The following is a 13,244-nucleotide window of genomic DNA, read 5'->3' on the forward strand; positions in this document are numbered from 1 at the left end:
CGGGCTCGGATTTTAGCGTTTGCGGCTGTGCCATGCTAAGGTCTGAAATCGGATGCTCTCCGGGCTGCGCCTCAGATATGTGTCACGGATCTTTGCAAGCAGATCTTCCCAATCGGCCTGCCCTAGCTGGCTAGGGATGTCGTGTGATGTTCTCCAGTAGTTGTAATATAGTTCTGCAGTCATCGGAATCTTTTGCGAAGAACGCAACTGGATCGGCGGTTCCAAGCCTTGGCATTCGATCAGGGCTGGCTCCAACGACGGTATCAACGCCATCACGGGTGCGCGGGCCCGCCTCAACCCGGGAGCGGTTGCTCGGATAATATTCTCGATCTCGATGTGAATGGGATCGTGTTCCAGGTCAGTTAACAAGTATAGGATTGTGATGAATCCGCCTGGACGCAAAATTCGTAGGGTTTCGGATATCGCTCCTCGGAAATCCGTCCAATGGAAGGAGGAGCCGTACAAAACCCAGTCGATGCTTTCGTCGGGAAGTCCGGTACCCTCGCCCGTTCCCTTCAGCCACTCGAGTGAGGCAGAACCTTCGTCACTCCGTTGACCGGCTCTGATCATCTCTGAATCGGGCTCGACTGCGAATCCAGACAAGCCGTTTTCTACTAGCGTCCAAGCTATTGCTCCTGTTCCTGCGCCAATATCAGCAAAGAGCGCCTCGGGATACTCACGTTGAACGTCATTTATAAGATGAGACATCAGCGTTGGCGAATAGCGCGGGCGTAGAAGATATTGCTGAGCGACAGCTGAGAAGTCGCCAAAAGCCTTTGGAAGCGTCATGCGTGCGCCTCCTTGATTGTCTGCGCCCCGCTCGTTCGTACTGCTTTCCAATCTGCCGTTCCGTATTGTCTCTTAAAAGAAAGACCGGACGAGATCTCGCCTCCTGCATGAGTAGCGGTCGCAGCGCCCATCTGAACGGTACCCGCTAACTCAGTGGTACCGATGCGTCCGGCAAAGTGGTAGTAAAGATCCATTGGCGCAGCGGCGAGCTTCGACCTTAATTCGATCTGCGTCCCGTCAATTTTGCCGAGGCAGGCCCCGCTGTGCCGCTCGCCGTAATGAACGCCTCGAACCTCGTTGCCGGATGTTTCTAGTTCGAGCCGATGGATGCCGCTGCCTACAGAAAATGTTATGTCCAACAGCCACTCACCTGAGATGTCCTGAACAGGCCTCCCCAAGCTAACTTTCGTCGGAGGCACCGTATTAGTGATTACTTCGACAAGCGCCTCCGCAACGACCTCAGGCTCACCGGCTGAGAGGTTCGCGGGGTCTACAAAGAAGGACTGTTCCCGGATAGAATAATCGTTCAAAACGATGCGCGGTTCGCCGGACCGTAACCTTTCCGCGATTTCGAACCCTGTGACTGGGGTGAGATCCTTATCTAAAATAATCTGGAGGCGCGGATTGTGAAATATGTCATCGGCGGGAGCAATCTTGGCCTGGACTCCTGGCAACTCTCTTACCGCTTGCTCAATGATCGTGAGGTGATCAAGCCATTCAACAGTCCATTGCTGGCGCCGGCTCGATTCGACCCAGTCATGTATCGCCACATATGCGCCGACAATTTCGTCTTTTCCCACTTTGAGAGAGCGCCCGAAGGACTGGAATGGAGGGCCATTGCGATATGCTGCACGACAAAGAGCTTCACATCCGAGCACTAAGCCGGTGGACTGAGGGCCGCGCAGATACTTTCCGATCGAGTAAATAGTAATACTGGCACCTGAGCTTAACAATTGATCTGGGAATTGTGGAGCACTTCCTGCCGCATCTACTATTATCGGAATGTTGAATCGCCTTCCAATCTCACAGATTCTCGAATACTCAACGGAGGACGCACTAATCGCCGATCTGACCAGAAAGATGGCAGCGGCGTTACGTCTCGCTGCGATCCGCTTAATCTCTTCGCTCGAAGAAGCTATACGAATATCTGCCCCTGCAGCTCTGATGGCGGCCTCGTAGGCAGTCCTGTTGTCGTGGGGAATAATGACCGTTTTGCCAGTATTGTGCGGCAGCATGACCATCTTCTCAGGGTCGTTTCCAGCAATGGCGCCGGCGACTGCCAACGTAATGCCAGCCGCACTTCCGGCGGAGATAAAGCCCCATTGTGCGCCAGTAAGTTTTGCCAATTCTCTCCCGACGCAGTCGTTTAACTCTTCAATGTCAACGAAGGCCTCTGCCGCGGCGCGCATAGCATCCAGCACTCGTTCGGAGGGATTGCAGCCTCCGTAGCTTGTCCGCACACCGGCGCAGTTAATTAGCGGTTCCACGCCTAACGATCGATAGATCCAGCCAGGATTCGGGCGGTGGATCGGGTTCACTTGGGGACAACTGACGGTCCTCGCTGAACGAGTATTCATCCCCGAGACTTCATAGCCGCTGGCAGCGCTGCTCGGTGAAAATGACGACCTTATGAACATGGCGCGATCCCTGAAAGCGGCGGCACAATGCCTAACGTTGCCGATCAACTAGCGGCAAAGCCTTCGATGAGATAATTCACTCCCACGCCGCTCTCGACAGCGCGGGCTAGGGCATTCTTGACGGCGGCAACAGAACAGCTGCGAGCGTGACCATAGCGCGATCTGCATGGCGCGTTTGCGGAAAACCAAGCACGTACCGTGCCAGATGAAATTGCCTCTTTAAATCAATGTAATAGCTCAACGCTGCTATGTCGCATTTCCGACATTGTCTGACATCAATGAGCATCGGCGCCGCCACGGCGATCAAGAAATAAACAGACGCTGAAGATCAGACCCCGGATCAAAAATGTTCCTATCGATGCTGCGGTCCAAGTCAGCGACTATTGGTTCGCTTCTCCCCATTGTCTTTGCGATCAGACGTGCTGTTGCAGAAAGAGTTCCAGGTTACACAACAGCCAGACCTGTTTTCCAAACGCGTCGTTAGGAGACGAGCTACTGCGCCGGTACCACTCTCGGACCGCGTCCATGTCGAAGAACTGCTCGGAAGCAGAGCAGCTCGAGAACAAACGTCTCCGGAAGGAGGAAGATGCTTCGCTCGTTGCCCATTTGCCCAAGGGAAGAGCAAAACCAACTTTCCTCCGCTTAAGCACCTCAGCCGGCAGTGCGTTTCGATAAAGGTCCCGAAGAATTACCTTTGTGGTGTCGGCTCGTTCACTAAAAGCAGTTATTGGTCTGCAGAGAGCATAAAGCAGGTGGAATATCGACCGCCATCGGATGACATCCAGCTTTGGCAACGACAGAGCATGACCTATCACCCTGTCATCGACGAACGGGACCCGTGCTTCGATACCGGCTGCCATTGTAGTATTGTCCACCATTTCAAGAAGTGCCGGGAGATGATGACGCAACAAGAACTGTGTGACACGTGAAAACAGGTTGTCGCCCGCCTCTTCGAATTCGTCACGAAGCATTGATGCCTGCTTCACTCCCGCGTCGGCCAGGGCACTACGGCAGTTCTTGTTGAAAAGGGACAGCTTCGCGTCCTCGGGAAAGTGGCAATAGTGCCTAAGAAAGAAATCAAACTGCGAAGGCTGGAACGGCGCTATGCCCAGTCGTTTTCGTGCGGCTGTTGACCAGCTGCTGGGCAGCGCGGCAAGCAACCGCGCGCGGGCATAATCAAAATCGAGTCGATAAAGGCGACTATAGCCCGCGAAAAGCTCATCAGCGCCCTCGCCCGTTAGCACAACTTTGTGTTCGGCGGATACTGCTCGGGCAAGTGCAAACATTGCAACTTCATTGTGCATGCCAAGTGGGTGGCAACGAAGGGCGATCAGTTGTGATACGAGGGAAACATCATCAGGCGGTGGAATCTCAACAACCCGATGCTCAAGGCCGAACTTTGCGGCGACTGATCTGGCGTAGGGTGACTCATCGTATCCATCGCCTACGACTGCACCCGTGAAGCAAATGGGAGAGAGCATTGTCCTTTGGGCTATCTCGGAAATGATGATGCTTGAGTCTATCCCACCTGAAAGTAACGCTGCGACAGGGACGTCGCTGACGGTATGAACGGTTACGGAATCGCCAAGTTGCTCCCGCAAAGACAACTTGCCAGCGTCTTCATTCTTGGCGCTTGACAGCTGCCACCATTCATGAATAACCGAACAGCCATTGGCTATTTCCAGGTAGTGCCCCGGCGGCACCTTCTTTATACGTTCGAAAAAAGACCCGTCACCATAAACGGCGCGAAAGGAGAGGAAAGATGAAATCGCCTCTATGCTGATTGTGGTTCTGGTCTCCGGCCAACGGAGAATCGCGGAAGGTTGAGAGGCAAACAGAATACGTCCGGACAGCTCCATATAGTAAAGAGGTTTTATTCCCATACGATCACGAACGAGAAAAGAACGGCCGCTTGATCGATCATAAAGGCCGAAGGCGAACATGCCTCTGAGTCGTTGCAGACAATCCATACCCCATCGGTGGAATGCTTTACACAGGACTTCGGTATCCGAGGAACTCCGAAAATGATATCCGGCCGCCTTCAATTCGGCATGGAGATCCCGGTAATTGAAGATTTCTCCGTTGTAGGTGAGAACAACGTTGCATTCGGGATCGACGAATGGCTGATTGGAACGATCATCAACGTCGATGATCGCCAGTCGGCGGTGGCCGAATCCGACAGCCTCGTCGACGTAAACTCCCACGCCATCGGGACCGCGATGAGCAAGCGCGTCAGTGCATTTACGCACTAGTTTTGCTGAAATCGAATCACCACGCGTAAAGTTGACTAATCCGAATATTCCGCACATGTCAGCCCGCCTCGCAACTTTCTTGTTTGATGCCGCGTAACTCCGTGGGGCTACGCGCCCTCACGGCAGGAAGTGTCGAGGAATCGCAACTCTCATTTGTTCCCCTGCGCTGACGGGGGCCAGTTCAAACGCTGCAGGAGATCACTTCCGGCTAAGCGTCGGCAGAGCCAATCCGGCGGTGTGATGCGTGGAGGGAGGAAGAGTGCGCGAAACAGGCGCTGCAATTCGTCCTCCGATCGGGGCGCATCTTCTGAGGCAATCAGGTCGTCCATCGCCGACAAAGGATAAAATCTAGCGCGGCGTTGACCACTGGCTATCAGGCTGCTTTGGTCAACGGCCGTCGAGGAACCGTCCAAGAGGCGAAGCCAAGTCAAACAAAATAGCGGAAATCCGTACTCTTGAGCTCTCAGGTCGAGGCTTATCGCGGTCTCATCCGGTTGGATGGGAAATTCCAGCTCAGCGATGATGTCTCCGGTGTCGACCCGTTCAAACAGATGGTGGATCGTGACACCAAAAACCTCTTCTCGGTTAATAATGGCGTGTGTGCGAGCGAAGCTTCCACGATACTGCGGCAAAGGAGCCGGGTGAAAATTGATACCACCGTTTGACGCACGCTGCAGCACATTCTGTGGAAAGACATGATTCCACATGACGCTTACGATAAAGTTGTAATCCGCGCCGGCAGCCTCGCACTCGTCAAGATAAGGGATGTCGTGTTTATCGGACACTTCCCAAAGTTCAGGCTGCCCCTCCGAAGGCCACCAAGTCGGTCCGTCTCGGGGCGCGCCTAATATCGCAGTAACCTTATTCGTTCCAGGCGCAGAGAGGAGATAGTTGAGGCATTTGGTCGCTAACGGCCGAGTGCCCGCGAATAAAATGCGAGAAGATGCCAGTGGAACCATAGCTCGTCACCGTGGTTGCGGTCGCTTCTTTCGTAAAGTCGAGTTGAGATCGCCCGAGTTGTCTGCCATTTCGAGCCGAAAGCGAGATACCTGCTGGGCATCTTTGTATTTCCAAGCAAGCGCAGAAACTAAACCTTCCTGCCGATCATCTGGATGCAGCCGTCACCAAACCAAAATCTCGCAACCGGGTGGTCGTAGTTGAGGTACATTGGAGCGAGATAGCGGCGGAGATTGTGAAAGCCTTTGGTATACCGCGAAATTCTTCGCACATCGCTGAAGCCATTCTCGGCGAACCATGAGCGAATTTGCTCTTCGGTAAAATCGAATTCGTGATATGTCGGCGCCTGGAGCCGGTCGCGCAGAGTCACGAAAAGGTCGTCATCGAACAGGCTCCGAACGAAGTCGTCTTCGCCTTCAAGAAGAGGGCATTCGTTTTGGTTCTTGACGGCTAGCAGCCAATTGAGCGCCTCCTTCGCTGTCCGCCCGTCAAGATCGTCGATCGTCCGCCGGAACCCAGCATCGGACGTATAGAGCGCGCGTAGGTGATTGATGCAACGATAGAGAACTCCGTTTCCAGTGCCCATGATGGTCAGGAAGAAATGGCCGCTCGGTCGCGTCACTCGCGCCAGTTCATCAAAGCCCCGTCGCGGATCAGCCGTGTGGGGCAAGACACCCGCGCAATGCACCAAATCAAAATCTCGGTCATCAAAAGGCAAGTCCAACACGCTCCCGCCAACGAGCGCCGATCTCATGCCGAAACTCGAAAGGCGCCGCGCAGCACAATCCATCCACTCCTGCCCAAGCTCGAGCGAGGTGACCTTTGCGGCACCCTTTTCTAGAAATGCAAAGGATGCATTTGCGTTGGACCCGCAGCCGGCGTCGAGAATACTAAGTCCTTTGAAGCCACCGGGATCGAATCCGAAGTATTCTTCGTCGACCAACGAGACCAATCTGGTGAAGATATGCTCGTCATTCTCTTGCTGCCGCTGGTGACGATCAAAAACCGCGCGTGTTTCGATTTCAAGAGTCGTTTCCATAACTCCTCCTCCCACCGTCTACGATGTAAATGCTGTCGCCAGCAGCGCAATCGAAGCCCCTGCCGCAAGCGCGAGATTCGTCAACCTCAACGCGTTCCCGGTCCCGGGATATTTGAGATTGGAGAGATGAAGTACGGACAATATCAACGCTGCGCCGATCAAAATAGCGCCGAGTTGCTGGATCACGAAAAGGCGGTTTGCGGCAAAGATCGTCGCCAATACAAACAGGTCATTGTTCAACGGCAGCCCTCTGCTGAATCCGTCTGCATCCAGCCCAAACGTCGAAAAGTAGCTGAGGCGGAGAGCTCCTGACAGGACGAGGCAGACAGCGGCCAGAAAGGCCGGACCAGAGAACGCGTTGAAACATAAGATTAGCACAGCCGGAAACACGGCTGCGTAGACTAGATCCGCAAATCCATCGAAGGCGGCTCCGACTTGCGCCGTTGGAGCCGATCTATTTGAGGAGCTTTTGGCGATCATGCCGTCCGCGTCATCCGCAAGAAGCGCCCACAAGGCAAAACAGATGCCGATTTCAAACTGCCCAACCATAGCAAAGTATATAGCGGTCGTAGCGAAGATGAGTCCAAGCGCCGTGACGGCATTTGCAGCATCGAAGAGATATTTTATCATCGCCACTCAAATCACCTATCCATTGGTCACTCATCTCGTCAAATTAATATTGAATGTTCTTCGAGCCGCAATCAAGCACAATTCGGGCATATGATCAGATATATTCGAATACGGCTCCCTTGTGCGGCCTGTAGAGATAAGATATATTGCGCTCTACACATCGCAAATCGACCATGCTCGGCGGGCATTGAGCCCGATCTGGTGGAACAGTCAGATATGGTACCTTGCGCAATTGTGGCTGGGCCCGTGCCAGGGTAAAAGTTTTGGGCGCTGCGCTCCTGATGATGAGAGCTGGGTCGTTCCACTTCGGCACCAGCTTACGGCATTTACCCCGAGTGCGGACGGCGGAGCCGATATGGCTGGCTAACCTGCAGTCTTCAGGGCTTCCGGCTGGGGCCAGTTGAAGCTTATTTACTGGGACGGCAAAGATTTCTGACTTAAGCGAGGCGACTTTCCCTGCCCGGCGTCGAAGGGTGGCGCGGTGGACCTGACAACTTGCTATGTGGGGAGGATTGATTGGCGGCGTCCGGACCAGTGTTCGCCTCCTGCGGGTCGGGCGATTTATCTTTATGAATCTACTTGTTTTCGTGGCTAGGCTATTCTTCGTGACCTGTGGTGGCCGGATGCATGCGGAATGCCCCCGAAAATCGGATCTGGACGTATGCCCGCGGTCAACGTCCCTGGCGGGCGCTGCTGCACCAGGCGCGGTCTACTACTTTGCTCGCGAAGGAAGACCTCGTCCACCATCACCTCAGGCAGGCGAGCGGCATCCTTCAAGCTGAGCAATGGGTACGCGACTTCCATGATATCTGAAACTCGAATAAATTCGAGATCGCGTGCGAGGCCCTCGATAGCATCGGCGCGCTTTGCGACATGCCGGCGCCACAAACACTTGTGTACCGCTTCATGAAGTCGCCTCGTCTTTTCTCCTCGACAGGCGATCAAAGACTGATCACCTCTCAAACCAGTCCCACTCAAACGCGAGATTCTGCATACTGCATCACGCAAAAGCATGGCCGATTCGCCCCAACCTCGGTGCGAGATGCCGTGATCCCTTCACCCCCTCCGAGTTGTGCTGCTGCTCATGGCTTATCCTGACGCATCTGCTTGATAAACCAAAAATTATCGGGCGTGCATTTTCCTGCAAAATGAGTGAGCGCCCATGGCATGGCAGCTCAAGTGCTTGGTTTCAGAGGCTACCTGCCGTCCAGCGAAGACTGGTGACGACATACGAAACCACATGAATTGGGTCTGAACTGCTAGCACACCGTAGAATCAGCATGCTATGCTCGATTTTCGAGCATCATACGATCCTCACAATCGGTTCATCCGCTTCATTGGTGAAAATCTTATCCGCTTTCGTGGCTACGTCAGGTGACGGGTGAAGGACCTCGGGAAGGAATAGCTTGGAGATGTGGCTCTGTGAAAAATTGCCCCAGTGTCGTGGAATAGAAATGCCGAGTTTAGCTTGTGGGCCCACGATGCGCGGAAAAGCCGATCGAGCCTACGATGCGGTCCTGCAGTTGCTCTATAGCTGCACTCACATGCCAGGGCAGCATCTTAATGAAAAAGAGCTAGCCTCCAAACTCAACATCGGCCGGACTCCAGTTCGCGAAGCACTGATCCGGCTCGCTGCAGAAGGAAGGATCGTATCCGTTCCTCGAGAAGGCTTCTTCACGCGGCCATTGCTCGAGTGGGCTCTGCTGGATTCCTACATCATAGCCCGCCAAATTCTCACCTTTGCACTAACGCGTGTACAGCCCCGAGCATCCCACCACTCTTTGTCCTCCGATGTGTCATCTCCGTCGGTACTCGCTCTCCAGGCGGAAACGATATTCGCGGTGATAGCGCAGGGGTCGTCAAGCTGCGAGCTTTGCCAGATCATCGAGAAATTTTGTTTTGGCTCCCATCCTCTGCGCATGGAAATAGCCGCGTCAGAGCTCTCTCCTGGTTTCGAGGCGAGTCTCGCAAGGCTCACAGACGTCATGCCTCAGTTCGGCAAGACGCCGGACGTGGTGAAATCCGCATTGATGAACCACTTAGATTTTGAGGAAGCAGCGATACCCGGGGTTCTACAAGAGTTCAGCAGACGACGGCTGGAAAGCTTCCCGTTAATCACGTAGACGTGTGAGTGCACTGCGACGACGTCGTCGCTCCACGCACCTCTGTTGATGCCTGGTTGATGGGCGGTGTTGGCGCGAGCGTTGTCTTTCGTGGTGGCGCGACTGACGTCCTCGGCGGGATTGACGTCGAGCATCCAACGCAAGCGGTTTTCGATCTCCCACCGGGAGCGGCTGATGGTGAGCGCGCTCGGGCTGATTGCAGCAGATACCATAAACAGGCGCGACGCCCAGCATGGCCTCGTCGCGTAGGCTGGTGAGGCTGCCATCAGCGCGGTTGGTGCGGCGATGACCTCGGCCAGGCGCTCGATTTGGCCGGCTTCGCTTGTGCCACAGCCGCCTTTTCCGGCCGCTACCAAATGATGGCAGTTGCCCTTTAGCGCGAGTATGTGGTCCCGCGCGGTTCGCAGGCAGCCTCAGCCGCGGGTATGGCAGTGAGTGGCGTGACGATTTTGGCGTTCACAGCAAGCCTATCGCCTCACTGATGATGGAGTTCGGAATTCAAAAGCGCCTGCTCATCGGCATACGGACCATTATCGGCCATCGCGTGCTCTGTCTTGTAAAACATGCGGCGGTAAGTTGGAGGCCTGGATTAGACGGTAGAAACCTCTTGGAGATTGAGGACAACAAACGGATAGCTTGGGCTGGCAAAAGGTGCCTTCGCCATGCGTGTCGTTGGAATTATTTTCGCATTGTGACAAATATATCTGCTGGCACATTTATTAGAATAATCAATGGCTTACTTGCTTTTTTCTGAGATGGGGCCCACTCTCCAGTCTCAGGAAGGAAGCATAACAATGAACAGGTCAACTTCATTTCCGGCCAGCGGCGAAGTGTCGTCACCGACCATCTCATCGGCAATTCTTCGTGAACTCATTCTTTCGAGTGATCTCACATTTCTGATGGAAGCGCATGACGGACTGTCGGCAGCTATCGCTGAGCGCGCGGGGTTCAAGGGCCTGTGGGCTTCTGGCCTTTCGATCTCCTCGGTCCTTGGCTATCGGGATGCCAGCGAAGCAAGTTGGACGCAGATCGTCGACATAGTCGAACGCATCGTCGATGCAACCAGTATTCCGGTTCTCGTCGACGGCGACAGCGGTTTTGGTAATTTCAATAACGCTCGCATTGTCGCACGCAAGCTTGAACAACGCGGTGCCGCCGGGCTGTGCCTTGAGGACAAGCAGTTCCCAAAAACGAACTCCTTCGTCGGCGACAGACATGCGTTAGCCGATATCGACGAATTTTCCGGACGCCTCAAGGCTGTAAAGGACACCACCGGACCCGGTTTCGTTCTCGTCGCCCGCATCGAGGCGATGATCGCCGGCCACGGTATCGACGAGGCAATTGTTCGAGCCGACGCATATGCGGAAGCCGGTGCCGACGCCATCCTCATCCACTCCCGCAAGCCGGTTGCTGACGAGATCCTGGCCTTTGCCAAGGAATGGAACAACAAGTTGCCAGTCGTCATAGTGCCGACGAAATACTACAAGACGCCGGTTTCAGCCTATCGCGATGCCAGAATTTCCACCGTCATCTGGGCTAACCACACGATGCGAGCGGCCATTGCCGGCATGCGCCACATCTGCGGCCGAATTCATGCGGAACAAAGCGTTGCGGCTATTGAGGACGAAGTTGCCGGCCTTGATGAGCTGTTCAGGCTGATGGCCTATGACGAGCTGGCTAAGGCGGAAGAGCAGTATCTGCCGAAACAAACAACGTAGCCGCCGAAGGGGCGTGAACCCGTAGAACGGTAGTGGGGGGGTGCACATGCTTGCGCAAAGGACAAACCTGTTTAGTTCATCGGGGACGGCCGCGGCACGCGCGGCAGCAAAAGCAGCCGCCGATGCCGGCATGGAAATAATCGATCTCACCGCCGGAGAAATATGGACCAACCTCGCGCCTGTCATTCGTGATGGCGCGATCGAGGCCATCAATAAGGGCATCAACCGTTACACCGAAACGATCGGCACTATGGAGCTGCGAGAGGCGCTGGCAAGGAAGATTTCGCTCGATACTGGCCAGATCTGGAAGGCCGAAGAGATAGCTGTGACGTCCGGCGCCAAGCAGGCTTTGTTCAACGCCGCGATGGTGCTCCTGAACCCCGGCGACGCGGTGATCATCCCGGCGCCCTATTGGACGACGTTTCCGGCGCAGGTGCTGATTGCCGGCGGCACCCCAGTCTTCGTCGATACGGGCACAAGCGGCTATGTGCCTCGCGTTGTGGATATCAAGGCAGCGGTAACGGATCGGACGCGGGCTATTGTCATCAACACGCCCAACAATCCCACGGGCGCCGTTTACGACGTCCCGACACTGCGCGGCATCGCCGATCTCGCCGTCAAAAGGAATCTCTGGATCATTTTCGACGAATGCTACGGCGACTTCGTGCATGGGCACCACACGCATCACCCGATCGCCTCGATAATTCCAGGGGTGCGCTCGCGTACCCTGATCGTCAACGGGTTCAGCAAATCGCTTGCTCTAACCGGCTGGCGGATCGGCTACCTTGCGGGTCCGAAAGAGGTGATCAATGCCGTTAAAGCATTTCAGTCGCACACGACTTCCAACCCCAATGTGATCGCGCAGCACGCGGTGCTCGCCCACTTGCAACGCGGGGATGGAGCCTATGAAAGCAAGCTGCGGTCACAGCTCGCCAGTGCCAGGCAGATGGGCCTTGACGTCCTTTCCTCACTGACGCGCGTCCCTGTGCCGAAAGCCGCAGGCGGCTTCTATTTCTATCTCAATCTTTCACGTCTGCTGCAGTCGGCATCCGGAAACGGCGGCCGGACAACAGCCGATGATATAGTCGATTCGTTGCTCTCGGAAGCCGGCGTCGCAGCTGTTTCGGGTACCACATTCGGTGATCCTACCGGTCTTCGTCTCTCTTACGGGATTCCACCCGAAAGGCTTCGGATTGGCTTGAGCCGGCTTGTCGAGGTTCTCAACGCTTGGCAATGACACCCGTCACTTGTGCAACGAAGAAGGGGAATGCAATGCCCATTACTGGACCGAAAAAGGCGGTCATTCTCGCCGCCGGTTTGGGCTCACGTCTGCGTCCGCTGACCGATCTGCAACCGAAACCGCTCGTCAAGGTCAACGGCACGCCGATCCTCCACAATGCCTTGCGCAACCTCGAGGCGGTCGGCGTCCAGGAGGTGACGATCGTCGTCGGCTACCGCAAAGATGCCATTCAGTATGCCTGCGGCAGGCGCTTCGGCGGACTCGAGATCAACTATGTCGAGTCATCCCTCTTCGAGCGTACGGGCAGCGCCTATTCCCTTTGGCTGGCGCGGGACACTTTGCTGTCCGGCGACTGCTATGTTCTCGAAGGCGACGTTTTCTTCGAAGAGGATGCGCTACGCTGCCTGATGATGGCCGATGCGCTGAATGCCGCGGCGGTCGCACCTTTCGATTCTTCGATGGAAGGCTCAGGCGTTGTGGTCGCTAAGGACGGCCTAATATTCGAAGTCAGATTGAACCAGACGGCGGCCAGCCTCCTATCGGACGGGCCTTCGCTATTCAAGACGATGAATCTATTGCGCTTTTCCAGCATTGCGCTGAGCATGACGATCGTTCCGGCCCTGGACGAGCTCATCGGCTCCGGTGCGTCGAAAGCCTACACGGAGGAAGTGCTTGCTTATCTCATCGAGAAGCGCGGGCTGCAACTCGCCGCTGCACGCTGCGACGACCAAAGGTGGTACGAGATCGACAGTGTAGGTGATCTGCGAGTCGCCGAACGCATCTTCGGCACGCAAGCACTTGGATAGAGGGCGGCGTTGCGGGTCGATCCCCTTGGAGCAACGGACAAACGGTCGGCAGA

At 55.3% G+C, this 13,244-nt stretch carries 10 protein-coding genes and 1 pseudogene; 4 read left to right on the plus strand and 7 right to left on the minus strand.

Going from position 1 to position 13,244, the window contains the following annotated elements:
* Positions 1 to 12: 12 nt before the first annotated feature.
* The 6 genes from PYH37_RS30960 to PYH37_RS30985 form a co-directional block, all read right to left on the minus strand.
* Positions 13 to 789, minus strand: coding sequence for a class I SAM-dependent methyltransferase (locus PYH37_RS30960; protein WP_280736215.1), 777 nt, complete (start codon positions 787 to 789; stop codon positions 13 to 15).
* On the minus strand, positions 786 to 2,426 hold the full coding sequence (locus PYH37_RS30965; RefSeq protein WP_280736214.1) for a PLP-dependent transferase: 1,641 nt from the start codon (positions 2,424 to 2,426) through the stop codon (positions 786 to 788). Before PYH37_RS30965 ends, PYH37_RS30960 begins: the two co-directional genes overlap by 4 nt.
* Positions 2,427 to 2,839: 413 nt before the next feature.
* The gene (gene asnB / locus PYH37_RS30970) at positions 2,840 to 4,735 is read right to left on the minus strand and encodes an asparagine synthase (glutamine-hydrolyzing) (RefSeq protein ID WP_280736213.1); all 1,896 of its coding nucleotides are present in this window, start codon (positions 4,733 to 4,735) and stop codon (positions 2,840 to 2,842) included.
* 92 nt (positions 4,736 to 4,827) lie between these two features.
* Entirely contained in the window at positions 4,828 to 5,463 is a 636-nt protein-coding gene (locus tag PYH37_RS30975) for a formyl transferase (RefSeq protein WP_280736212.1), read from the minus strand.
* Between the two features lie 302 nt (positions 5,464 to 5,765).
* On the minus strand, positions 5,766 to 6,674 hold the full coding sequence (locus PYH37_RS30980) for a class I SAM-dependent methyltransferase (RefSeq protein WP_280736211.1): 909 nt from the start codon (positions 6,672 to 6,674) through the stop codon (positions 5,766 to 5,768).
* A gap of 18 nt (positions 6,675 to 6,692) precedes the next feature.
* The gene (locus PYH37_RS30985) at positions 6,693 to 7,304 is read right to left on the minus strand and encodes a CDP-alcohol phosphatidyltransferase family protein (RefSeq protein ID WP_280736633.1); all 612 of its coding nucleotides are present in this window, start codon (positions 7,302 to 7,304) and stop codon (positions 6,693 to 6,695) included.
* A gap of 1,544 nt (positions 7,305 to 8,848) precedes the next feature.
* Between PYH37_RS30985 and PYH37_RS30995 the strand changes: the two are divergent.
* Positions 8,849 to 8,920: pseudogene (locus PYH37_RS30995) on the plus strand (GntR family transcriptional regulator); the annotation flags it as partial.
* A 374-nt stretch (positions 8,921 to 9,294) separates the two neighbouring features.
* Here the strand turns inward: PYH37_RS30995 and PYH37_RS31000 are convergent.
* A complete protein-coding gene (locus PYH37_RS31000; RefSeq protein ID WP_280736648.1) occupies positions 9,295 to 9,783 on the minus strand; it encodes a hypothetical protein in 489 nt (162 codons plus the stop codon).
* A gap of 438 nt (positions 9,784 to 10,221) precedes the next feature.
* On the opposite strand from PYH37_RS31000, the gene aepX reads away from it, so the two are divergent.
* The 3 genes from aepX to PYH37_RS31015 are packed head-to-tail and all read left to right on the plus strand — an operon-like array spanning position 10,222 to position 13,191.
* Positions 10,222 to 11,145 carry a phosphoenolpyruvate mutase gene (gene aepX, locus PYH37_RS31005; RefSeq protein WP_280736210.1) on the plus strand — a complete coding sequence of 308 codons (924 nt, stop codon included), beginning with the start codon at positions 10,222 to 10,224 and terminating at the stop codon, positions 11,143 to 11,145.
* A gap of 46 nt (positions 11,146 to 11,191) precedes the next feature.
* Complete coding sequence (locus tag PYH37_RS31010; RefSeq protein WP_280736209.1) at positions 11,192 to 12,382, plus strand: aminotransferase class I/II-fold pyridoxal phosphate-dependent enzyme; 1,191 nt, start codon at positions 11,192 to 11,194, stop codon at positions 12,380 to 12,382.
* Positions 12,383 to 12,417: 35 nt separating this feature from the next.
* On the plus strand, positions 12,418 to 13,191 hold the full coding sequence (locus tag PYH37_RS31015; protein ID WP_280736208.1) for a phosphocholine cytidylyltransferase family protein: 774 nt from the start codon (positions 12,418 to 12,420) through the stop codon (positions 13,189 to 13,191).
* Positions 13,192 to 13,244 lie beyond the last annotated feature (53 nt).

Source organism: Sinorhizobium numidicum (assembly GCF_029892045.1).
GTDB lineage: Bacteria > Pseudomonadota > Alphaproteobacteria > Rhizobiales > Rhizobiaceae > Sinorhizobium > Sinorhizobium numidicum.

Coding starts and splice junctions, on each gene's coding strand:
- asnB (WP_280736213.1), bottom strand. CDS start 4,735: ATGTGCGGAATATTCGGATTAGTCAACTTTACGCGTGGTGATTCGATT.
- PYH37_RS30985 (WP_280736633.1), bottom strand. CDS start 7,304: ATGATAAAATATCTCTTCGATGCTGCAAATGCCGTCACGGCGCTTGGA.
- PYH37_RS30965 (WP_280736214.1), bottom strand. CDS start 2,426: ATGTTCATAAGGTCGTCATTTTCACCGAGCAGCGCTGCCAGCGGCTAT.
- PYH37_RS31015 (WP_280736208.1), top strand. CDS start 12,418: ATGCCCATTACTGGACCGAAAAAGGCGGTCATTCTCGCCGCCGGTTTG.
- aepX (WP_280736210.1), top strand. CDS start 10,222: ATGAACAGGTCAACTTCATTTCCGGCCAGCGGCGAAGTGTCGTCACCG.
- PYH37_RS31010 (WP_280736209.1), top strand. CDS start 11,192: ATGCTTGCGCAAAGGACAAACCTGTTTAGTTCATCGGGGACGGCCGCG.
- PYH37_RS30960 (WP_280736215.1), bottom strand. CDS start 789: ATGACGCTTCCAAAGGCTTTTGGCGACTTCTCAGCTGTCGCTCAGCAA.
- PYH37_RS30980 (WP_280736211.1), bottom strand. CDS start 6,674: ATGGAAACGACTCTTGAAATCGAAACACGCGCGGTTTTTGATCGTCAC.